General features: G+C 37.5%; 17 protein-coding genes. 8 read left to right on the top strand and 9 right to left on the bottom strand.

Translation table 11 applies throughout. The features are described 5' to 3' along the window. Nucleotides 1-376: 376 nt before the first annotated feature. Nucleotides 377-2,005: an acyl-CoA carboxylase subunit beta gene (locus AC106K_RS18765; RefSeq protein WP_482446971.1), complete on the bottom strand. Its 1,629-nt coding sequence runs from the start codon at nucleotides 2,003-2,005 to the stop codon at nucleotides 377-379. A 252-nt stretch (nucleotides 2,006-2,257) separates the two neighbouring features. After that, on the bottom strand, nucleotides 2,258-2,809 hold the full coding sequence (locus tag AC106K_RS18760; protein ID WP_482446970.1) for a GNAT family N-acetyltransferase: 552 nt from the start codon (nucleotides 2,807-2,809) through the stop codon (nucleotides 2,258-2,260). Nucleotides 2,810-2,980: 171 nt separating this feature from the next. On the opposite strand from AC106K_RS18760, the gene AC106K_RS18755 reads away from it, so the two are divergent. From AC106K_RS18755 to AC106K_RS18745, 3 genes are read left to right on the top strand one after another with little or no spacing between them, the layout of a single operon-like run. After that, the gene (locus AC106K_RS18755; protein ID WP_482446968.1) at nucleotides 2,981-3,859 is read left to right on the top strand and encodes a DMT family transporter; all 879 of its coding nucleotides are present in this window, start codon (nucleotides 2,981-2,983) and stop codon (nucleotides 3,857-3,859) included. Between the two features lie 13 nt (nucleotides 3,860-3,872). Continuing rightward, entirely contained in the window at nucleotides 3,873-4,955 is a 1,083-nt protein-coding gene (locus AC106K_RS18750) for a putative type IX sorting system protein PorV2 (protein ID WP_047098647.1), read from the top strand. Between the two features lie 10 nt (nucleotides 4,956-4,965). Beyond that, on the top strand, nucleotides 4,966-5,715 hold the full coding sequence (locus tag AC106K_RS18745; RefSeq protein ID WP_482446966.1) for a hypothetical protein: 750 nt from the start codon (nucleotides 4,966-4,968) through the stop codon (nucleotides 5,713-5,715). Between the two features lie 411 nt (nucleotides 5,716-6,126). On the opposite strand, the gene uvrC is transcribed toward AC106K_RS18745, so the two are convergent. From uvrC to AC106K_RS18730, 3 genes are all read right to left on the bottom strand, one after another. Beyond that, complete coding sequence (gene uvrC, locus AC106K_RS18740; RefSeq protein WP_482446964.1) at nucleotides 6,127-7,920, bottom strand: excinuclease ABC subunit UvrC; 1,794 nt, start codon at nucleotides 7,918-7,920, stop codon at nucleotides 6,127-6,129. Between the two features lie 62 nt (nucleotides 7,921-7,982). Continuing rightward, nucleotides 7,983-8,852, bottom strand: coding sequence for a hypothetical protein (locus tag AC106K_RS18735; protein ID WP_482446962.1), 870 nt, complete (start codon nucleotides 8,850-8,852; stop codon nucleotides 7,983-7,985). Nucleotides 8,853-8,939: 87 nt separating this feature from the next. Next, nucleotides 8,940-9,701, bottom strand: coding sequence for a hypothetical protein (locus AC106K_RS18730; RefSeq protein WP_482446961.1), 762 nt, complete (start codon nucleotides 9,699-9,701; stop codon nucleotides 8,940-8,942). Between the two features lie 130 nt (nucleotides 9,702-9,831). Here AC106K_RS18730 and hutH point away from each other — a divergent pair, with 130 nt between their 5' ends. From hutH to AC106K_RS18715, 3 genes are all read left to right on the top strand, one after another. Then, nucleotides 9,832-11,319, top strand: coding sequence for a histidine ammonia-lyase (hutH, locus tag AC106K_RS18725; protein WP_482446960.1), 1,488 nt, complete (start codon nucleotides 9,832-9,834; stop codon nucleotides 11,317-11,319). 82 nt (nucleotides 11,320-11,401) lie between these two features. Beyond that, a complete protein-coding gene (locus AC106K_RS18720; RefSeq protein WP_482446959.1) occupies nucleotides 11,402-11,848 on the top strand; it encodes a GNAT family N-acetyltransferase in 447 nt (148 codons plus the stop codon). Nucleotides 11,849-12,422: 574 nt separating this feature from the next. Then, the gene (locus AC106K_RS18715; protein WP_482446958.1) at nucleotides 12,423-13,904 is read left to right on the top strand and encodes a S8 family peptidase; all 1,482 of its coding nucleotides are present in this window, start codon (nucleotides 12,423-12,425) and stop codon (nucleotides 13,902-13,904) included. A 203-nt stretch (nucleotides 13,905-14,107) separates the two neighbouring features. Here AC106K_RS18715 and ygiD read toward each other — a convergent pair whose 3' ends face one another. Together ygiD and AC106K_RS18705 are read right to left on the bottom strand one after the other, a co-directional pair. Beyond that, on the bottom strand, nucleotides 14,108-14,935 hold the full coding sequence (ygiD, locus tag AC106K_RS18710; protein WP_482446957.1) for a 4,5-DOPA-extradiol-dioxygenase: 828 nt from the start codon (nucleotides 14,933-14,935) through the stop codon (nucleotides 14,108-14,110). A 96-nt stretch (nucleotides 14,936-15,031) separates the two neighbouring features. Next, a complete protein-coding gene (locus tag AC106K_RS18705) occupies nucleotides 15,032-15,544 on the bottom strand; it encodes a YceI family protein (protein WP_047098639.1) in 513 nt (170 codons plus the stop codon). Nucleotides 15,545-16,010: 466 nt separating this feature from the next. Between AC106K_RS18705 and AC106K_RS18700 the strand changes: the two genes are divergently transcribed. Then, nucleotides 16,011-18,149 carry a S9 family peptidase gene (locus tag AC106K_RS18700; protein WP_482446956.1) on the top strand — a complete coding sequence of 713 codons (2,139 nt, stop codon included), beginning with the start codon at nucleotides 16,011-16,013 and terminating at the stop codon, nucleotides 18,147-18,149. Between the two features lie 224 nt (nucleotides 18,150-18,373). Here the strand turns inward: AC106K_RS18700 and AC106K_RS18695 are convergent, their stop codons facing one another. After that, nucleotides 18,374-19,186, bottom strand: coding sequence for a hypothetical protein (locus AC106K_RS18695; RefSeq protein WP_482446955.1), 813 nt, complete (start codon nucleotides 19,184-19,186; stop codon nucleotides 18,374-18,376). A gap of 455 nt (nucleotides 19,187-19,641) precedes the next feature. Between AC106K_RS18695 and AC106K_RS18690 the strand changes: the two genes are divergently transcribed. Continuing rightward, a complete protein-coding gene (locus AC106K_RS18690; protein WP_482446954.1) occupies nucleotides 19,642-20,667 on the top strand; it encodes an LLM class flavin-dependent oxidoreductase in 1,026 nt (341 codons plus the stop codon). A gap of 219 nt (nucleotides 20,668-20,886) precedes the next feature. Here the strand turns inward: AC106K_RS18690 and AC106K_RS18685 are convergent, their stop codons facing one another. Further along, complete coding sequence (locus AC106K_RS18685) at nucleotides 20,887-23,922, bottom strand: AAA family ATPase (protein WP_482446953.1); 3,036 nt, start codon at nucleotides 23,920-23,922, stop codon at nucleotides 20,887-20,889.

The raw sequence follows: 23,922 nt of genomic DNA, 5'->3' as shown, positions 1-23,922 counted from the left end.
CTAACGCGGGAGAGTAGGCCGCCGCCAGTTTTTATTTTATTTTTAAAAAATCCTTTATCGAAAGATAGAGGATTTTTTTTGCTTTATACTTAAGCCTACTCTCAGGATTTACCCCTCTTTACTCTTTATTCTTTGTTCTTTGTTCTGAATCGATTGTTCTCTTGTTTTCTTTTCTTTGGATAATAATCTTCCCTGTAAGACCAGTATGTCTATTCCCCTGCACTTTTTCATCCCGGAGGGATCCCACTACTTATCCACAATTCATTCTTTTAACCTGTTAGGTTTGGAAATTCAATTCGCTCCCTCTTAGTATTCATCATAAAAAAACGCCTCAATTACCCATTGAGACGTCTTTTATGATCGTTTGTATGATTATTTATACCTGAATCACTCCCAGATTAAATTTCTCAGTAATAGGGGCATGATTAGCCGCTTCAATTCCCATGGAGATCCATTTTCTGGTATCCGCAGGATTGATGATCGCATCTGTCCATAATCTTGCTGCAGCATACGTGGATTCGGTTTGTTTCTGATATTTCTTTGAAATGGTATCCAGAATCTCATTATGTTCTTCTTCAGAGATCTCTTTACCTTGTTTCTTCAGGGTAGATTCCTGGATCTGAGCCAATACTTTTGCTGCCTGAGCTCCACCCATTACTGCTAGATCTGCCCATGGCCATGCTACGATAAGTCTTGGATCATAAGCTTTACCACACATTGCATAATTTCCTGCTCCGTATGAATTTCCAGTAATAATGGTAAATTTAGGAACAACAGAATTAGAAACAGCATTCACCATCTTTGCTCCGTCTTTGATAATACCTCCGTGTTCTGATTTTGAACCTACCATGAAGCCGGTAACATCCTGTAAGAAGATCAACGGAATTTTTCTCTGGTTGCAGTTTGCAATGAAACGGGTTGCTTTATCTGCGGAATCAGAATAGATCACTCCACCGAACTGCATTTCTCCTTTTCCACTTTTAACCAGTTTTCTCTGATTGGCTACAATTCCTACAGACCAGCCATCAACTCTTGCTGTTGCGCAGATAATACTTTTACCGTAATCTGGTTTGTATTCTTCATATTCAGAGTTATCTACAATACATTTGATGATTTCGTAAGTATCATATTGCTCAGCTCTGGAAACCGGCATGATTCCAAAGATATTTTCCGGGTTTTCTTTTGGTGGGAAACTTTCAATTCTGTCGAAGCCTGCTTTTTCAGTACTTCCGATAGATTTCATGATGGTTTTGATTCTATTCAGAGCATCTTTATCATCTTTCGCTTTATAATCTGTTACTCCTGAAATAGAGCAGTGTGTAGTAGCTCCACCTAATGTTTCATTATCTATGCTTTCTCCGATCGCTGCCTTTACCAAATAACTTCCGGCAAGGAAAATAGAACCTGTTTTATCCACAATCATAGCTTCATCGCTCATGATAGGCAGGTAGGCTCCTCCAGCTACACAGCTGCCCATAACGGCAGAAATCTGGATGATTCCCATTGAGCTCATTTTAGCATTATTTCTGAAAATTCTTCCAAAATGCTCTTTATCCGGGAAAATCTCGTCCTGCATAGGAAGATAAACGCCAGCAGAATCTACCAGATATATAATAGGTAGTTTGTTTTCCATGGCTATTTCCTGTGCTCTCAGGTTTTTCTTTCCTGTGATGGGAAACCATGCACCCGCTTTTACAGACGCATCATTTGCAACAACGATACACTGTCTTCCGGAAACGTAGCCAATAACCACTACAACTCCCCCACTAGGGCAGCCTCCATGTTCGGGGTACATTTCATATCCTGCAAATGCTCCTACTTCTATGGAATCTGAATCTTTATCGAGAAGATAATCTATTCTTTCTCTTGCTGTCATTTTTCCTTCATCACGGAGCTTTTGAAGCCTCTTCTCACCACCTCCTTTTTTGATCTCAGTGAGTAAGCGATTTATTTCAGATAATTTTAATCTGTTCTGATCTTCTCGTTTATTGAATTCGATGTCCATAAAATTTTCAATTTTTTACGCTTAAAGATACTATTTTTATGAGGAATATGAATTGGAAGTAAAACAGATGTTTAATTATTTGGTTTTTAGTAAATTGTGAAATTTTTAACTAAAAAATATTTTTAAATAATTGAGATTTTTTCTAACTTTACATAAGAGTAATGGAGGGTGATAACCTCTGAAAATTACTCTGTTCCTAGTTTATTTTTTTAATAGTTTATTATTTGAAGGCCCTGAAAGTTTAACACATTTTCAGGGTTTTTTTAGTAATGCGTGTGGTTGTGAGTAATATTTTCTATATTCTATAATATTCAGGTCGGTAAGATGATTCTTATGCTTTTTATATTTTTTAGCAGGAGTAAAGCCAAGTTTTTCCGGAATTTTTCTGCTGGCTATATTGTCTTCATCTACAGGATATAAAATATACTCAAAAGTAAAATTCTTTTCCAGAAATTCTATGAGGGTCGTTATGATCTCAGTTCCTAATCCTTTTCCCTGAGAACCTTTTTTTAGCCATAAGCCAAGTTCAGCAGATTCTTCTGTAATATTATGGATACCGCAGCATCCTGTAAAATCCCCATTAGAGTCAAGAGCCACCATTACAAGATCTGTGTTTTGTAATAAAGTTCTTTTTGACTCATTCACAAAAGTGATTATATCCTGTCTATTCCCTTGTGGGTTAAAAGGCATGTATCTGGTCACCTCATTTGTAAAATGTTCCAAAATATCATCAATGTGTAAGTCTTCAACAGGACTTAAAGTCAGGTGTTTTGTTTTGATTTTAATGCTCGGGCTTAATATCATAGTTAGTTGATTGGTCTTTTTATTAAATTAATAAAAAACGTTCTGAATTAAGAGTAAAGCTATTAAAAACTTTATTTATTATCTTTTTACGAATGTAAATTTATGTTTTTTTGCAAGATTTATAAAAGCGTATTTGTAAATTTGCACGTTAAAATAAAAAGGAGATAGGTTATGCATAAATTGGCGCTTTTCAGGTTGCACTTAATAGTATTTTTGTGGGGGTTCACTGCAATTTTGGGAAAATTGATTCAGGCCAATGCACAGATTCTGGTATTTTACAGAATGTTGTTTGCTTCCATTTTTCTTTTTGTATTCATCCGAGTTTTTAAAAAAGAAAGTATAAAGGTTTCAAAAAAGATATTCTTTCAGTTGGCGGCTATCGGTTTTACAATGGCACTTCATTGGTATTGCTTCTTTTATTCTATAAAGGTTTCCAATGTTTCGATTGCTTTAAGCTGTCTTTCCCTGTCAACACTTTTTGCTTCAATTTTAGAACCTATTATTTTCAAAAGAAAGGTTGATATTTCGGAGGTGGTAATGGGGACAGTAATTGTAGCCTGTATTTTATTGATCTTTAAAACAGAATTCCATTTTAAAGAAGGGATTATCTACGGAATTTTATGTGCGGTTTTCGGAACTATTTTCTCGGTATTTAATGGTAAAATGTTTGGTAAAACAAGCTCCGGAAACATTATTTTTTACGAAATTTTCTGTGGATGGTTCATTTTAATGATTTTCTATCTGCTTTCAGGTCAAATTTTTCAGATGAATGAAATAAACTACAGAGATTTGGCGTTAATATGCTTGTTAGCCAGTGTTTTCACCGCTTTTCCAATGCTGGAATCGGTGAATTTAATGAAGTATATCTCACCTTTTACTTTAATTTTAACAGTTAATTTGGAACCTGTCTACGGAATTATACTAGCTTTTTTTATCTTTGGGGAATCAGAACATATGAGCCCTATATTTTATATTGCCTCGGGTGTTATGATACTGGCAATCATTGCGAACGGATTAATTAAAGCCAGAAAAACTAAAAACTTAAACTAAGCATCAAATTTATATGATGAAAAAATATTTTTTACTTGCATTTTCACTACTGTTTGGGTTGTCCCAGTCTCAGATTGTCAGGAAATATTCCAATGAATTCTTAAACATTGGAGCCGGAGCCAGAGGACTGGCAATGGGTGGGGCTGTAATCACAAACCAGGATGACGTCTATGCCCCTATGTGGAACCCTGCAGGTTTGATGTCTATCGAAAGAGATTGGCAGGGAGCAGCTATGCACGCTGAATACTTTGAATCGATAGCAAAATACGATTATTTGGCTTATGCTAAAGTAATGGAAGAAGGGGTTTTTGGAGTTTCAGTCGTGAGACTTGGGGTAGATAATATCCTGAATACGACTCAGATGATCGACTCTGAAGGGAATATTGATTATGATAAAATTACAAAATTCTCCCAATCTGATTATGCGGCTATCCTTTCATATGCATTCCGTCCAGGAGGAAATCCGAAGCTGGATGTAGGGGTGAATGCTAAGATTGTCTATAGAAATGTAGGTAAGTTTGCCAATGGATATGGTTTCGGTTTTGATGTAGGGGCTATCTATAAAGCTGACAACGGATGGAAGTTCGGGGGGATGATTCGTGATATTACTACTACGGTCAATTTCTGGAGTATCAACCAGAAAGAACTTTCTACAGTGGTAAACGGTGAGGAATTCAACCCGGCACCAAAAGATAAAATGGAACTTACGATGCCTAAGCTGAACGTGGGAGCCAGTAAATTATTTGAAATCAACAGCAGTGTATACGTATTGCCGGAAGCCGGAATCAATGTTGATTTCGCGAAAACTGCTTCTTTGATTTCAACAGATTTTGCCAGTATCAGTCCTTATGCAGGGGCAGAACTAGGCTATCAGAAAATGATCTTTGTGAGATTGGGGATCAACAGGTTCCAATCGATTACAGATATAGAAGACCTTAAAAGAAAAGTTTCTTTCCAGCCTAGTGCAGGGATCGGAATCAGATATAGAGGACTTACACTGGATTATGCAATTACGAATTCAGGGATAGGTGGTTCTAATTTCTATTCTAATTTCTTCTCGCTGAAGCTGGATATGGGAGCATTCAGAAATGATTAAATCGGTAAAAATGAAAAAGATTTCAATGTTTGTGTTGGCAGTTTGCTCAACAATAGCTTTTGCACAAAAAGTTTCAGATTATAAATATGTAATGATCCCGGAGAAGTTTCAGACCTTTAAAAATAGCTATGGACTGGAAGCTTCTTTAGCGAAAGCATTACAAGGTAAAAAATATGAAATTTTACCGGAAGCTATGGACAAATGGCCTACAGTAGCAAGAAACAATTCATGTAATGTTGTCACTGCAGAAGTAGTGAATGACAAAAACCTGTTTACCAATAAAGTGATCTTACAGTTTAAAGATTGTAACAAGAAAGTCATTTTTGAATCAAAAGGACGTTCGGATATAAAAGAATTTGAGGAAGGGTTCGCTGATGCTTTGAAGGAGGCATTAACGAAAGTTGGGGTTTCCAGCCCGGTGGAAATGTTGCCATCCAGAACTCCAGATGCTGCTCAGACTGTGGTTCACAATACGACCGCAGAGTCTTCAACTTCTTCAGCGGCTCCGGCAGCCAATGCTTATTCGAATGGAAAATCAGATCTGCAGAAGATACAGGTTGATGCCAATCAGTTTATTTTAGCAAAATCAGGAAGCTCTGTTCCATTTGCTGTTTTTAAAACCACTTCTAAAAAAGATGTTTTCCTAGTAAAATTAGCAGATGGAAATACAACCATCGGTTACTTTGAAAATGGAAATATTGTTATCGATATGCCACTTGGGGATGGAAGATATTCTAAAGAAGTTTTTGCAGGAAAATAAACTGCAATATCCATCATACAATATAAAAGGCTCTTGAAAAAAGAGCCTTTTATGGTATATATGCTGATGTGTTTTTCATTTCGGGTATTTTGAAAATATATTTTGATGATACAGTTGTGATGGAGGGATAGATCCATTTATATAAGAAAAAATGGATAGAGAAGGTTATGTAAATAGAAAAAAATTCATAGTATTATTGGTATTAGTTAATAATACTAATTTATGAAAAAAATATAAATAATAATATTATTTTTTAAAATATTTATTTATTAATGTATTTTATTGTGATTTTTTCTTTTAATCCCTTGCCTTATTGATTTTTTATCTCTTTTGTTTGAATTAAAATAATATCCGAAGTTCCTATAAAACCTTTGTTTTATTGGTGAATACCCAATAGGATGAAACAGATGATTATTGAGCGTTGAAAAACTCCCAAATTACTTTAGCCTTACTCTTACCCAGAATTTCTTCCAGCGTTTCCAGATTCGACTCTTTAATGCGTTTAACGGATTTTAGCTTGGAAAGCAGCAGTTCGATCGTTTTTTCTCCCACCCCTGGAATTTCCTCCAATTCCGATTTTATCGTAGAATTCTTTCTTCTGGTTCTGTGATGCTTTACCCCAAAGCGGTGAGCTTCATCCCGCACACGCTGTAAGATTTTTAGCGTTTCAGATTTTTTATCCAGATATAAAGGAATAGGGTCCTCCGGGAAGAAGATCTCTTCAAGTCTTTTCGCAATCCCTACAATAGTAATTTTCCCGTAAAGTCCTAATAGTCTTAAGCTCTTTACAGCTGATGATAATTGTCCTTTTCCTCCATCGATAAGGATCAGTTGAGGAAGACTTTCCCCTTCGTCCAGCATTCTTTTGTAACGGCGGTAGATGACCTCTTCCATCGTGGCGAAGTCATTGGGACCTTCCACGGTTTTAGGATGGAAGATTCTGTAATCTGCTTTGCTGGGCTTTCCATCTTTAAAAACCACACAGGCAGAAACAGGATTTGTCCCCTGGATATTCGAGTTATCAAAACCTTCAATATGTCTTGGTTCTACAGGCATTCTGAGTAATTTCTGCATTTCAGCCATAATCCTGTTTGTATGTCTTTCAGGGTCTATGATCTGAACCTGTTTCAGCTTTTCCAAACGATATTCCTTGGCATTTTTTTCAGAAAGCTCTACAATTCTTTTCTTGTCGCCTACTTTAGGAACAATCAGCTTTACATTCGGGATTTCTACAGACAAATGGAAAGGAAGGAGTACTTCTTTGGAATCGGAAGAAAACTTCTGCCGGATTTCGATCAGCGCTTCTTCCAGAATATCTTCATCGGTTTCCTCCAGTATTTTTTTGATTTCCGTAGTGAAACTCTGGATGATATTTCCATTTCTGATCTTAAAGAAATTGACATACGCAGCAGTTTCATCACTGGTCATACCGAAGACATCTACATCATCGATATTAGGATTTACAACGGTATTTTTCGCCTGATAATCTTCGAGAATATCAAGTCTTTCCTTAATAATCTGGGCTTCTTCAAACTGAAGATTAGAGGCCAGTTTCATCATCTGATTCACCAGATAATCTTTAGCTTTCCGGAAGTCCCCTTTGATGATTCCGCGGATAGCATCTATTTTTTCGTCATATTCCTCTTTCGATTCCAGATCTTCACAAGGGCCCTCACAGTTTTTGATGTGATATTCCAGACATACCTTATACTTTCCTTCTGCTATTTTAGCCGGATCAAGATTCAGGTTGCAGGTTCTGAGCTTATAAATATGCTTGATGGTATCCAGTAAGATCTTTGCAGGACGAACTTTTGCATAGGGACCGTAATATTCCGAACCATCCTTGATCACATTTCTGGTCAGGAAAATTCTTGGAAAATCTTCGTTTTTAATGCAGATCCACGGATAGGTCTTGTCATCTTTCAGCATGACATTATAAAACGGCTGATGTTCTTTGATCAGGTTATTTTCTAACAAAAGCGCATCATATTCGCTGTTTACAATGGTGGTTTCCAGACGCTGGATCTTGCTCACCATGATTTTGATCCTGTATCCTGAAAGGTTTTTGTTGAAGTAGGAGAGTACCCTCTTTTTTAAATTTTTAGCTTTGCCTACATACAAAAGTTGTTCGTTTTTATCATAATAACGATAAACGCCGGGTTCCGATGGTAAGGTTTTGAGCTGTAATTCTAAAGAAGGATTCATAAAACAAAATTACGGAATTTTGCTTGCATTCTTACGAACACAATACTGTTAAAAAAATAGATTTATATTTTAGCAATTAACGTTTTGTATTGATTCAGGAATTCAACCTGATTTTTAAAAGCCATTTCTATAAAAAGGACCTTTTTCCCTTTCTTTAAAACTTTTACACAGCCGAAGAGCTGATCTTTTCTGTCCGATACTGAAAATGTAATAAGATTTTCCTGTTCTGCAAAAATATTGAGATACTTATGATCCTCCGCCTTGGCCTGTTTCCATTCTTCAAGCGATTTCTGATAATTATTTTTAAACGAATATATCATTATCGCCGCCTTATCATTGATCCAAAGGTCACTGATCAGCGGGTGGGTCAGAGAAGTTACCTTATAAAAGTGATCAGGAATGGGTACGGTAAAACCGTTTTGATTGATAGTAACATTCTGAGTGAGCTCCTTAAATGGGCTATTATTCATATTTCCATCGAGTTCATAAAAATCTTTGACTGTGGAAGCAAAATCAAGAGTCTCGAATAGGCTTTTATAACTTTCGAAATTGATGTTCTTTCCGTATTTATCAATCATGTCGCCGTATTCCTTCATCTTTTCAGAAGGAAGAAGATTTTCGTCGATGCTTTTAAGTTGGGCCTTCACCTCGCTATTACTTATTGCCAGATCCTCAAGAACCCTTCTGTCTACGGCTTCTGTAATGTCCAGGTGTCTTCGTAAGGCTGCAGGATTTCTAAGTACAGAGGCTTCTGCGCTGATGTAGCGGCTGAGACTTTTGGAACTTAGCTGATAGGGAGTATGTTCAATGGTTTTCACCAGACTTCCCGCATGAGCCAGATCATCAGCTTTTGAACAGCCTCTGAAAATCTTTCCCAAAGCTCCCCAAAATAATAAACAAAAAACGAGTAGGGTGTTGAAATGAAGCTTCATAGATTCTTAGTTTAATACAAAAATAAGATTTTATAATACAAAAGCCCGTAGAATCTCTACAGGCCTATAATATATTATGGAATCATATTATCCGTTGGTCATTGAAGTATATTCATTCACAAGGAAACTGAAATAATCCCACTCCACGGAGTTTTTAGGATACTTTTTCATGAATTCCTTGTTGTCTCCGAAAAGAAAGTCATAATTGTCTTCAAAGTCATCTTTATGAAGCCACATTACTTTATCCCCCTTCTTTACATAATAAGATTTGATAACACCACCGCCCAGCTGAGGAGAACCCATCACAGAAAATCCTGTAGTCTCTTTAGCTCTCGGGTCATGGTATACTGCAATAATATCATCAAATCCAGGGTTGATCACCTGCATCAGGAATTCCTTTTCATCCTTTTTATTCTTTAAAGAAACCGTCTGATTGACAAAATAAATTCTGTCATTATTGGTCGTCTTTGTCAGTTTTTTGGTTCCATAGTTTCTGATGTTTCCCATATACTTGGCAACTTTTGCAAATTTTTCAGCATTGCTTGGGTATACATACATTTCATCGATCTGGTCAGCATTGAAGGTCGCATTCTTTTTGGTTACACTGTCTTTGATAGCGACCTCATAGATCTGTCCTTTTTTCGTTTCGATTTTATTACAAAACCCTTTGTAAGTGGTTCCATCCTTTAAAATGATCGTAGATGTTTTCTTGGGTGATGGAGTGTTAAAGCCCTCATTGAAAAGGTAGGTCTCCATTTTTTTGATGTCTTCCTTAGAATATTTTACTTTCTGTGCGAAAGTGGTAGTACCGGCAATGCATAGCGCAAGCAGTAAAGATTTCAGTCTCATGTTTATGGTTTTTAATTTTCGGGGGTAAAAATAATAAATTAATTCACTTCTTTTGATAAAAATATAGAAGGGTGAAATTTAGTTTCTCCAATTATTGTTAAATGCGTAATTTTAAGGAAATTTTTTAGAAATGATATACGGAGTAGACGTTTTTACTTTCCATGATGTTCTGGAAATATGTAAAAAACCTAATAAAGCCAAGCTGAATAAAGCAGCAAAAGAACAGATCTTAAAATCTCAGAAAAACGTACAGAAAATAGTAGAGTCCGATAGATGTGTATACGGAATCAATACCGGATTCGGACCCCTTTGTGATACCAAAATATCAGCTGACGAAACAGCACAGCTACAGTATAATCTGATTATTTCCCATGCAGTAGGAGTAGGAAAGCCAATTGATAAAGAACTTTCCAAGATCATGATGATTGCTAAAGTTCATGCTTTGTCAAAAGGATTTTCAGGAGTTTCTCTGGAGGTGATCGAGAGAATGATCCTGATGCTGGAGAAAGATATTATACCTGTAGTGCCTGAACAGGGATCTGTAGGAGCTTCAGGTGACCTTGCTCCATTGGCACATCTTGTATTGCCTTTACTGGGATTGGGACAGGTATGGGAAGGAGATAAAGTATCCGATACTCTGGAAGTTCTGGAGAAACACAGTCTTGAGCCTTTAGCTTTAGGGCCTAAAGAAGGATTGGGGCTGATCAACGGAACACAGTTTATTCTGGCACATGCCATCAAAGGGTTAGAGAAATTTGAGTACCTGCTTGATCTTGCAGACATGACAGCTGCAATGAGTATTGAAGCATACAGAGGTTCTGCAAGCCCATTCAAAAAGGAACTGCATGAGATCAGACCTTTTGAAGGAAGCAAAAAAGTAGCGGCCAGAATGCTTAAATTCTTAAAAGGTTCAGAAAACATGAAAGCTCATGAAGACTGTGAGAGAGTTCAGGACCCTTATTCTATGAGATGCGTGCCACAAGTTCACGGAGCGAGCAGAAATGCTTTTGAGCACCTTAGAAGTATGGCAGAAACAGAATTGAATTCTGTGACAGATAACCCTATTGTATTAAGCGCTGAAGAATCTATTTCAGGAGGAAACTTCCACGGACAGCTGATGGCATTACCTTTAGACTATGCTACACTGGCTGCTGCAGAATTAGGTAATATTTCCGACAGAAGAAGTTATTTACTGTTAGAAGGAAAATACGGACTTCCAAGATTGCTTACTGAAAGCTCAGGGCTGAATTCAGGGTTTATGATTCCACAATATACTTCTGCAGCTTTGGTTACAGAAAATAAAACCTTATGTTTCCCGGCATCGGCTGACTCTATTCCTACAAGTTTAGGACAGGAAGATCATGTTTCTATGGGAAGTATCTCAGGAAGAAAATTCAATCAGGTTCTTGGAAACCTTGTGAATATCCTATCTGTAGAGCTTATGTTTGCTGCTCAGGGACTGGAATTCAGAAGACCTTCCAAATGTTCCAAAGTCATTGAAGAAAACTTTACGATCCTTCGTTCAAAAGTAGCTAAACTTGAAGACGACAGACTGATCGGTAAAGATATGCTGGCGATTGCAGAACTGATCAACGAAAGAAAGTTCGTTGTCAACTAAAATATACAACAAAAGCTTCCGAAAAGGGAGCTTTTTTATTTTTCACTATCTTTTAACCGTTAAGTTTATAAACCCAATAAATATGCATTTACTCAGAACAGATTCTGCTCATCCTGATTTCCGTAATCTTGTAAAATCCCTTGATGCCACACTGGCAGAACATAATGGGGATGCAGATGATTTCTTTGCTCAGTTCAATACTATTGATGCTATTAAAAACTGTATTGTAGCCTATGTTGATGATATGCCGGCAGCATGTGGGGCGTTCAAACCATTTTCAGAAGATACGGTAGAGATTAAAAGAATGTTTACAGATCCTGAATTCAGAAAAAAAGGATTAGGATCAGCCATTGTAACAGAACTTGAAAATTGGGCAAAAGAACTGGGGTTTAAAAAGGCGGTTTTGGAAACTTCTCAGGACCTTACTCAGGCGATTTCTGTTTATGAGAAAAACGGATTTTATAAGATTCCCAATTACGGACAATATATCGGCGTAGATACTAGTGTTTGCTTCGAAAAAGTTTTATAAGCCAAGCAGACACACTAAAGTCTGTGAGGTGACAGATATTTTCACCTCTTATTTTCTTTTTTGCCACTAATGCACGATTTTTTTACTTGTGCATATGTAAGAGTTGTACAAAATAAGTGGTATGAATGTCCAGAAGATTTCATCTTTTTATTACAACAAAAACCCCATGGAGTATTGTATTCGTGCATTAGTGGCTAAGAAAAATATTCTCAATATCCTGCAAAGAAATTGTGGATAACACTCGGGTTCTCATTTCAAATTAATATTCATGTGACACTAAGCTTTTTGCCACTAATGCACGAATTTTTTCTTTGTGCATATATAAAAGTTGTACAAAAATAAGTGGTATGAACGTCCAGAAGATTTCATCTTTTTATTACAACAAGAATCCATGGAGTATTGTATTCGTGCATTAGTGGCTAAGAAAAATATTCTCAATATCCTGCAAAGAAATTGTGGATAACATTCAGTTTTTCATTTTAAATTAATATTCATGCAATGCTAAATTCACTTCCTTAAAGTTTGTAATTCCCGATAAAGTGTTATATTGTGCTACCAATCAAAATAATAACATATGAAAAAAACTGTATTCCTCTTAGCAATATTCTTTGCTTTAAACTCGTGTACCAGAGATGAACTTCAGACTGAAAACGCAAAAACAGAAATAGCCCAGAAAGATCCTCTGACAGCAAAGCAGATCAATGAAAGGATCAATCAGGCTATCAAAACAGACGGAACATTCAATTGGAAAAACGAATCGGATCATTTTCTGTGGAGTGCCATTTTCCGTGGAAACAGACAGGTATCTATCGGGTTCGGTTCTTCAAAGGATGATTTTGACCGAAGCAAATCTCCGAACAGTAGTGAGATGGAAAGAGAGCTTTTGGCCTTGATCAAAAAATATGAAGGGAAAGACGAAAGAAATTTTGTTTTGCTTTCTGATCAGTATCTCAACCAGATGGATGTCGTTATTGAAAAAGAAGAAACCATTGCTGCTCTTAGGCAGATGAAAACGATCCGATATGTAGAACCGGCAGATTATCATTATTTTGAAAACGAAGCACAATACAATACCGCAGCAAAATCTTCAGGAAGTGGTTCTTCAGGATGTGGGTTTTCAACAGCGACATTAAATGCGGCAGATTATACTTTAACCACTCCAAGTGCAAAAGTTCCGTGGGCGTTTACCAAGCACAGCATTCCTGATGCCTGGAATTACAGTACAGGAGCTGGAGTTACTGTTGGATTGATCGATACAGGAGTTTCTCCGGAACAATCTTTACTGGGAGCGAGCTTTAATAACGGAGCGTCTTCGGGAAGAACGATCAGCAAATTTGGAGTGTACAATTCAGATGGCTCAGGCGATCAGTGTGGGCACGGAACCAAAATGGCTTCAGTACTTGCTGCACCAAGAAACAATGCTGGATTACCTGTAGGAGTAGCTTATAATGCCAATCTTATTGCTTACAGGGCTGCGGAGAATGTGGTATTGGAAACTTCCAGTGAGCAGACGGCTGTGAAAACTGCTTTTACTGAACTGGGGAATAATACGGCTGTGAAGATCATTTCTATGTCAATGGGGCATATCTTTTCAGTAGGAAAAATTGAAGATGGAGTAAAATATGCTTATGCCAGAGGAAAACTGATCTTCTGTGCAGGCGGAACTTCTACCAGCTTTACCAATTTTGTAGGTGTGATTTTCCCTGCATCAATGCCGGAGACACAGGCGATCACGGGCGTAAAAGAAGGAACTTCCAACCAGAAATGCGACGTTTGCCATTCCGGAAGTCAGATCGATTTTACGTTCCAGATGGAAAGAGCTTCAGGAAATACGGTTCCGGTTCTAAGCTATTACAACGGACAGGCTGATTACGTAGGTGGATCTTCAGTAGCTACAGCGGCTACAGCGGGGATTGCAGCTTTAGTATGGGCTAAAAATCCATCGTGGACCAGAGATCAGGTGTTGAATAAAATGAGACAGTCTGCGACTTACTATCCAACGGCCAATTCAAGTTATGGCTACGGAAATATTAATGTTTTAAAAGCTGTACAATAACAATAGATACATTCATTCCATTATAAAAAAAGGAAATAGCTCAGTTGGGCTGTTTCCTTTTTATTTCAGATCTCAAAATAGTTTCTTAATTGGCTGATCGTTTTGCAATATCTATTCAAAAAATTCTGAAATAAAGCCAACAGTCAGTACTCAATAGACGAACAATAACTTCCAGCTTCCTTCCTTCCTTCCTTTACCTCTTCTTACCCAATCCTCACACTGGTCATACTCAAAGATCCGCCAATCAGCTCGTCATTGAATAAAGACAGTTCTTCAGACTGATCTTTCAATCCTAAAGTATAGAGGAGGGGAAGATAATGATCGGGAGTAGGCACAGCATATTGCAGAGATGTTCCCTGTCTCTGATAATCGATAATATTCTGGAAATTTCCATCCAGAAGCCAGTTGTTGGTTTTTTCTCTGGCTTCCACAGCCCAGTCCCATCCGGCACCTACCGTATTGATGTTTTTCCAGTCGATCATGCGGAGGTTATGCACAATATTTCCGCTTCCGATGATCAGAATTCCTTTTTCACGAAGCTTATTCAGCCTTTTGGCAAGATCATAATGATACTGTGGAGGTTTCGTATAGTCAATGCTCAGTTGTATTACCGGAATATCTGCATCAGGATACATATGTCTGATTACAGACCACGCCCCATGATCTAATCCCCAGCTGTGGTCTTCTTCCACCTCAACGGGAAGTAGAAGCTCGGCGGTTTCTTTTGCCAGTTCCGGACTTCCCGGGGCAGGATATTGCACTTCAAAAAGCTCTTTGGGGAAGCCGTAAAAATCGTGAATCGTTTTAGGCATTTCCATGGCGGTTACAAAAGTTCCCGGAGTATACCAATGGGCAGAGATACAAAGGACCGCATTAGGTTTGGGGATTTCTCTGGCTGCCTTTCGGAAACCCTGTACAAACTGATTTTCTTCAATAGCATTCATTGGAGAGCCGTGTCCTAGAAACAGAACAGGCATTCTTTGAGTGTTTTTGAAGCCTTCACTTATGTGTTGAAGATCGTTAAGGTTCATAAAATATTGAAGATTAAAATATATAGGTCGAAAAAACAAAAAGGTTCAAGGTTTTTAGTAAAAATCCCTGAACCTTTTATTATGTATGCTAAAAAATTATACTTGCTTTACAAACTGTAGTTCACCGGCAATTTTTACATCATCACTTACCATTACCCCTCCAGCTTCAAGAGCGGCATTCCAGTTAAGTCCAAAATCTTTTCTGCTGATTTTCCCTTCGAAAGAGAAACCTGCTTTTGTATTTCCCCATGGGTCTACATTGATTCCTCCGAAGTCTACATCAAGAGTTACAGGCTTGGTAATTCCGTTGATGGTAAGATTTCCAACCACCTGATCGTTCATTTTTTGAGATTCGAAAGTAATAGTAGGGTGTACTTCAGCATTGAAGAACTCGGCAGACTTTAGGTGGTTATCTCTGTCAGTGTTATTCGTGAATACAGAATCTGTCTGGATGGTAGCTGTAGTTTTTGCATTCGCAAAAAATTCATCTTCAGATTCAATTTCAGCAGTGAAGTTTCTGAAACTTCCTTTTACATTAGAGATCATCATGTGTTTTACTTTGAAAGTAATTTCACTATGCGTTGGGTCTAGGTTCCATTTTGTTGCCATTGTATTTTGTATTTGTTATGATTAATGATGCAAATTTAGACCAGAGGACCTATACAAATCATTGATATAGGATAAGAAATGCATGATACTGTAAATAATGAATCTTTTACCGTACAATCAGTTCTTATTTTTCACCTTTCATTTTCTCTTTTTAAAGGAGCTTTTTCCTGCTATCCACTCATACTCCTCGCTCCACACATTCCATCATCCGATCCCCATACATTCCATTTCAAGCTGCGGGGTAACCGTTACTATCAGGGCTAGGGTCTTTTTACTCCTCTTGAATCACAGTTTTTTAAAATAATTCTAGGTTTCTGTAATTTTCCAACATCCCTTACCAAATTCTACCATTAAGTTAAGAAATAATTTTCTTCAATTCATTAATTGTGTTTTATCAATGTTTTAATTTAACACTTCTTAACGGATGATTTTTATTTCTTATTTTTGATGGATTCAATTTTATACAATGAAATTACATAGATTTTCTTTATTGATGCTGGTTTTGGGAGGTTCAGCATGGGCCCAGACTCAGAAGTTCACCATGGCGGAGGCTGTAAATGGGATGAGAACAAACCTGGCTGTGAAAAATATCTCACAGTTTTCATGGGCTGCAGACGGAAAATCATATATCCAGTCCGTAAAAGGTGGATATCTGATCACAGATCTGAAAACCAATAAGCAGGATACATTGGTATCTCTGACTCAACTGAACAGACAGTCTTCAGGGGATAAGCTGAAAGCTGTTCCACCTATTAAATTTACCCGTGCATCACAAGGGTATTTCAATACAGGCGGTAAAATGTCCTGGATCGAAAAATCAGGAAGCGACTGGAAAGTAAAAAATACCGCTACCATAGATAAGGATGCTGCCAATGTAAAAATGTTTGGCGACGGACAGACTTTTGCTTTTACGGCAAAGAATAATCTATTTGTCAACAGAAACGGAAAAACCATTGCCGTAAGCAATGAAGCTAATGAGAATATCATCAGTGGGCAGGCCGTTCACAGAAACGAATTCGGGATTGATACCGGAATTTTCCCTGCTCCGAATTCAGAGAGTGTGGCGTTCTACAGAATGGATCAGAGCATGGTGGCAGATTACCCGATCATTGACTGGTCAGTAACCCCAGCCGTCAATCATAACATCAAATATCCGATGGCTGGCCAGACTTCCCATCAGGTAACCTTAGGAGTTTTCAATATCAAAACCCAGGCAACCACTTTCCTGAAAGTTGATGGAGAAAAAGATCAGTATCTTACAGCCGTTACCTGGAGCCCGGATTCAAAATATATCTTTGTCGCTGTGCTGAACAGAGGACAGAATCATATGAAGATGAACCAATATGATGCGGCTACCGGAACATTGGTGAAAACATTATTTGAAGAAACAGATTCCAAATATGTAGAGCCACAGCGTCCGCTTACCTTCTTCCCGAATTCCAATACAGATTTTATCTGGCAGAGTCAGAGAACCGGATATAACCACCTGTACCACTATAGTCTGGAGAAAGGATTGGTAGCACAGATCACAAAAGGAGACTGGCTGGTAACTGATATTTTAGGATTCAATGAAAAGAAAAAGGAGATCTATTTCACTTCTACAAAAGAAACTCCTTTAGAAAGACACCTGTATAAGATCAATTGGACGAATTTCAAAATGCAGAGACTGGATACTGCAGAAGGAATACATATCGGAACCCTAAGCAGTGACGGAAACTATTTGTATGATGCATACAGCAACGCCAATACTCCAAGAGTGGGGAACATCATTAATACCTCTACTTTAAAATCAACCAATATCCTTACCTCTGAAAACCCATTAAAGAACTATCAGAGACCGGAAATTAAAAACGTAGAATTAAAGGCAGATGACGGAACTCCTTTGTACGGAAAAATAATCCTTCCAACGAACTTTGATCCGAACAAAAAATACCCTACCATCGTTTATTTATATAACGGACCTCACCTGCAGTTGGTTACCAATACATTCCCGGCATCCGGAAACCTTTGGTACGAATATATGGCTCAGAACGGATACATCATCTTCACCATGGACGGAAGAGGATCTTCTAACCGTGGTCTTAAATTCGAGCAGGCTGTTTTCAGAAACCTGGGAACCACAGAGATGAATGACCAGATGAAAGGAGTAGATTATCTGAAATCTCTACCTTATGTAGATGCTGAAAAAATGGGAATCCACGGCTGGAGCTTCGGTGGGTTTATGACGACAAGCTTTATGCTTCGTAAACCGGATGTCTTCAAAGTAGGAGTCGCAGGTGGACCGGTAATCGACTGGAGTATGTACGAAATTATGTATGGAGAAAGATATATGGACACGCCACAGGAAAATCCACAGGGGTATGCTACAGCTAACCTGTTAGATAAAGTTCAGAATCTGAAAGGAAAACTACTGATGATTCACGGAGCGCAGGATGATGTAGTGGTATGGCAGCATTCCATCAAATTCATCAAGTCTGCGGTTGATAACGGAGTTCAGTTAGACTACTTTGCTTATCCGGGACACCCGCATAACGTGATCGGAAAAGACAGAGTTCACCTGATGCAGAAAATCACAGATTACTTTGATCAGTATCTGAAGAAATAATAACAAAATCCAGCCTATAAAGCTGGATTTTTTGTTTATACCTTTGTTGAACATCACAAAGACTCAAAAGCAGGTTAATACGAATTTGCTTCTAAATTGCAAATCTAAAGGTATTCGTGGCAAACAAAACCTGTTGGAATCCTCACTGAAAAACTTTGATTTTCTTACGCCTTAAAAATAACATCATTTTTAATCACTTTGAGCTTTAACGTTTTCCAACACAGTTACTCATAAAACTCTTTCACTACATAATTCCCTTTATTTAGTCTGTTAAGCTCTTTCAACAGATAATATCGGTGCAAAAATCCAGTCAGAACCACAATCTTTTTATGAGGATATTTTACTGCTGTATTATAAATATTCTGAGCCATAGTTTGGTTTCTCAGATCCCAGAAACCTGACATCAGTTTAAAACCCTCTCTATAGCTTATTTTTTTACCATCAAGTTTAGTAACAAACCGTTCGGCAAACTCTTTCCTGTTATCTGTGATTTTTGTTAAATCTGAATATTGAGCATTCTGCCTTCTTTCAGAAATTTTGTCTGTTGTCTTATTATTAAATTGTTTCGGTGGTAATTCGGCTATTTTCATCAATTCTTTGGTGGTGTTCTGAAAGCCTTCATAAAGTTTGGTCTCAGCTTGTGATAGCTTTTTTACTTTATATAAACTGTCGATCAGTTTTACAGACAAATTATCAGCAGGTACCATTCCTTTATCTTTTCTATATTGATTTCTGTTTTCAAAATCAAAAGGCAGCCTTAGTGTTCCGGAAAATTTTTTAAGGTATAGATTGCTTGCCGTGATCTCATTTCCCTTAAGGCTTTTATCTGTTTCGTATTCCTTCATTCCCTGAGCGTCTACTTCGTGGAGGATAATGTCAGGTTGTATTTTGTTAAGAATGTCAAACAAAATTTTTGGATGATAATTGGGAACACTGTTGTGTATATTTCCGATCACATAGATTTCTGTTTTGTTTTGCGAAAAGTAAAAACCTGTGAAAAGGATGAAGAAAAGGATCAGAGTATGTTTCATTTTCATAACGTTATAGCTTTCAAATATAATAAGTTTATATGATTAACCTGATTTAAGAAGAAGAAAATGAAAAGTATAAGTGAGGAAAATTTGAGGTTGAAAGTATTAGATTAGCTGTAAAATTATCTTCATTTGCTAATTCTTATTATCCAAAGAAATTCTTACATCAGTGGCAAAAAAAATTAGAGTTTTTTATAAACGCAAAGTTTTTATTTTGATACTTCCATATTTCGAGGGAGCAAAGACGGAATCAATACATTGATTCTTACGAAGCGTATGCATAGCCACATTGCTTCATCAGCGGCGAAGCCGCCTATTCTTAGCTCCCTTAAAAATGTAACATAAATAAGATAAAACTTTGCGTGTATAAATTTTAGAATATCAATCGTTATTCGATCTTAACAAACATCAATGCTTCTGATATTTGATTACCGTAATTTTGTAGTACTAAAATCAACAATATGGAATTAGGAATAGGAATGTTCGGGGATCTGGCCTTTGACCAGTCAACCGGGAAATATCGTGATGCGGGAATGAAGATCCGTGAAATACTGGAACAGGTAAAATTCATGGATGAGGTTGGCATTGATGTCTTCGCTATGGGGGAACATCATCGTCCGGACTATGCGGTTTCCTCTCCGGAGATGGTATTGGCTGCGGCGGCAAGCATTACAAAAAATATAAAACTGGCGAGTGGAGTGACTGTTTTGAGCTCTTCGGAACCGGTAAAAGTATATGAAGACTTTTCAACATTAGATCTGATCTCAGACGGAAGAGCTGAAATATTCGTAGGACGTGGAAGTTTCATTGAATCTTTTCCGCTATATGGCTACTCATTGAATGATTATGAAGCCCTTTTCGATGAAAAACTTGAACTTTTACTGAAAATTAATTCTGAAGAGAATGTAAGCTGGTCAGGAAAACTTCGCGCACCGATGCAAAACCAGACCGTTTATCCAAGAGCCAAAAATGATGGTAAGCTTTCAATCTGGAGAGCCGTAGGAGGGACTCCACAATCTGTATTGAGTGCTGCTCAGCTGGGAATGCCTTTGGTGGTAGCCATTATCGGTGGAATGCCTATTCAGTTTAAAAATCTGATCGAATTCTATAAGCAGGAATACCAAAAAGCAGGGCATGATGTTTCCAAAATGCAGATTGCCATTCATTCACATACTTTTGTGAGTGATGATCAGGCTGTGGTAGATGGGTATTTCCATACCTACAAATCTCAAATGGATAGGATAGGAGCTTCCAGAGGTTGGGCGCCTTATACCAAAATGCAGTATGATGGCGGAAGAAGTAAAGATGGAGCCTTATTCATCGGGAGTTCAGCAGAGGTAGCAGATAAAATTGCTTATATGAAAGAGATTTTCGGGATTACAAGATTTATCGGGCATATGGATATTGGAGATCCGGCTCATGATCTGATGATGAAATCTATAGAACTGTTCGGAAATGAAGTGAAACCTGTTATTCAGGGATTGTAATAATGGAGATGGTTTAACCCCAAAAGTCACAAAAGTTTTTAAACACTTTAGTTTTTTAAGTTTCAGGCTTTATGCAGATGGAGTTCACTTTAGTTTTATGAAAATCTTTGATTTTCAACTCATGTGTACTTTTTATGCAGCTCAATTGTTAACTTACTTAAGTGAACTAAAGTATTTTAAAATAAAACTTTTGTGACTTTTTTCGTTTAAAAAAGGTATTTACACAATCTCAATCAGACTGCCTCTTTCCTCGTCTTTGACAATATTGAGTGCCGTAGGAATCTTCTCTTTCAGCTCTTCGACGTGCGAAATAATCCCTACAATTCTGTTTTCTTTCATCAGGTTGGTCAGTGTTTCAAATACAATATTGACTGATTCCGTATCCTGGGTCCCAAAACCTTCATCAATGAAAAAGAAATTCTTATCAGCCTGCGCATTGGCCTGAACACTCTCTGCCAGTGCTAGTGCAAGACTCAGAGAGACCTGAAATGCCTGTCCGCCGGAAAGCGTTTTGACACTTCTGCTTCTGCCTTCGTTGAGGTAATCGACAATTTCAAAATCATTATTTTCATTAAGCTGCAGACTCAGTTGATTTCTCGTCATTCTGTGAAACCGTACATTGGCATGGTCACAAAGCTGTCTCAGATAAATAGAAGAAACATATTGTACGAAACCTGCGCCTTTAAAGAGGTTCATCATCAGCTTTAAGTTTTCAGAACGTTTCTGAAGCTTTGTAAGTTCTTTCAGGAGAGATTCCTTTTTCACATATTCCTTTTCCAGACGGTCTATTTCTGCGGTTTTTGTTACCACAGAGTCGCTGATCTGCTTTTGCTCACTTTGAGTTTCATTGAATTGCTTTTCAGCCAGAGAGAACTGTTCATCATTAAATGAAAGGTCTTTCAGTTTGATTTCCAGCTCGCTGATGAATTTCTTCAGTGCTTCAAAATCAATGTTGAACTTCTGAATTTCGTTTCTGTTTTGCTCAATATTGATTTCCTGAAGCAAAATATTTTCTGCCTCTTTAAAATCAGTGAAATTTTGTGCTGTTAAAGCTTTAGCAATATGATCCTCATTCTCTGAGATTTCCTTATCAAGTTCCGAAATCTGTTTTTCCGTCTGGCTTACAATTGTCTTTTGCTCTGCCAGTTTGGGAGCAAGAACTTTCTCTTCCTGTAAAGATTTCTGATAGCTTTCTTCCGTTTCTTTATTGGATAAAACCAATTTCTGATAAGATTCTTCTACCTCTGCTATTGTTTTTTGTTCATACAGATTCCAGGTAAGTATTTTTAGAGCAGAGCGGCTGATATTGATTTGTTCTTCTTTGCTGAGCTCCTTACTTTTAAAATCTTCCAGTGCCGTTCTGTATTTTTCCAGAAGCAGATTTTCCTTTTCAAAAGTTTCCCGTTCCAAAACGATATTTTGTTCCGTCTCCTCAATCTTTTTTTCCAAAGCAAAAGAATCAGAGCGCTTTTTCTCAAACTCATCTTCGTGATCTGGGGAGAAAGGCTTCCATGTAAATTGCTGAAGATGTTTTTCAATATCTCTTTGAATATTTAGAGAGACTTTTTGCTCCGTAATAAGCTGTTCCCCAAAGATTTTTTTACGCTCCAGGATCTTATCAATTTCAGTTTCCTGTTTTTGGATGCTGATAATTTCCTGTTCAAGAGCTGTTATATTTTCCTGAATTCCCTTCAGTTCAGCATTCACATCCTGAATTTCCACAATATGCGGATGGTCTTTAGAGCCGCAGAGCGGGCAGTTTTCCCCATCATGAAGTTCGCTGGCAAAACGGGAAAGTTCTTGTTGAATCTTCAGATGATCCAGTTTATGGGAAAGTTCCTTTTTCCGGGTTTCTAATGTTTCTTTTTTGGATTTAAAATCTTCTTTAAAATTTTCCTGATAGTCGAAAGGCTTAAGTTCCTCTGTAATTTGCCGGATCTGGATCTGATATTTTTCAATTTTTTCAGTTTGATCCTGCAAAGATTTTTTTAAGTTTTTATGCTGGATAAACCAGTTTCCCACTTCAGAAAGCAATGCCGAGTCAAATTTTTGATCTTTTAAAGCTTTGACCTGCGCAGAAAGTACATCAATTTTATTTTGAATCTTCTCTTTATTGAGAGTCACCTCCTTTACCTTTTCAGAACCCTTTTGAGTTCTTTCCTTTAAAGTTTTGATTTCATCATAAAACGTAAGGATCTTAATGATCAGATCAAGATCATTTTCCTGAATTCGGGATTGATCCAAAGCCTTAAACTGAGGTTCAAGAGCAGAAAGTTGATCTTTTACAATTTGAAAAGCCTTTTCAGTTTCCTGCAAAGTTTTGATCTGTGCTTCCTTTTCATTCCGTTTTCCTGCAATTTCTTTCGAAAGTTTATTTTTCTCAGTGATCAAAGGGTTGAAGAGCCTGAAGATTCGGTCATACAGATTGGTTTGCTTTTCCAATGCATCAATTCCTGGTTTTTGCTCAGAGAGTTTTCCGAACTTTTCCTTATTCAGCTGTAAACTTTCAAAATCACTTTTTAAACTTTTTAGCCGTTGATAAGTAGTTGAAATTTTTTCCAGTTTTTCATTCGCTTCAGCCAGTTTTTTTTGTTCCTCCGTTAAAAGTGTCTTCTGGTTCTGAATCTTTTCCTCACTGATGTCTTCAAAGCCTTTCAGTTGTCCTTCAAGCTGGTCCAGTTCAGACCTGTTTCTGACATGAAGCCCTGAAACATTATTTTGAAGATCAAAGCGTTGAAGGTTGAAGATCTCCTTCATCATATTGGTTCTTTCCGCAGCACCCAATTCCAGGAATTCTTTGAATTGGCCCTGTGGAATAATAATCGTTCTCTTAAAGTTGGAGTAACTTAAACCAATGATTGCTTCCGCATTCGAATGGTCCAGAGGTATCCATTTATTATCAATATGCTGATAAAAAGTAACATTATTCGGTTTTACATCTTCGAATTTCTTCGAATTTCGCCTGAAATCTCTGGTAGCACGGAACAGTTTATTTTCATAGTTGATGAAATCAAACTCAATATAAGAATTGTTCGATTTCAGGTTCATCATATTATAAGCCCTTTTATCGCGCATATTCAGACGTTCCGTTTCGCCATATAAAGCAAATGAAATCGCTTCCAGTACCGATGATTTTCCAGAGCCCACAGCCCCGAAAATACCAAACAGCCCGGCATCGGTAAGGTTTTTAAAATCAATAATCTGACGCTCCTGATAAGAGTATAGACCTTCGATAGTCAATTGAACAGGGATCAT

This window comes from Chryseobacterium sp. FR048, from assembly GCF_056844665.1.
The sequence above is the reverse complement of the archived record's forward strand: the minus strand, read 5'-3'. Positions and strand labels throughout refer to the sequence as shown.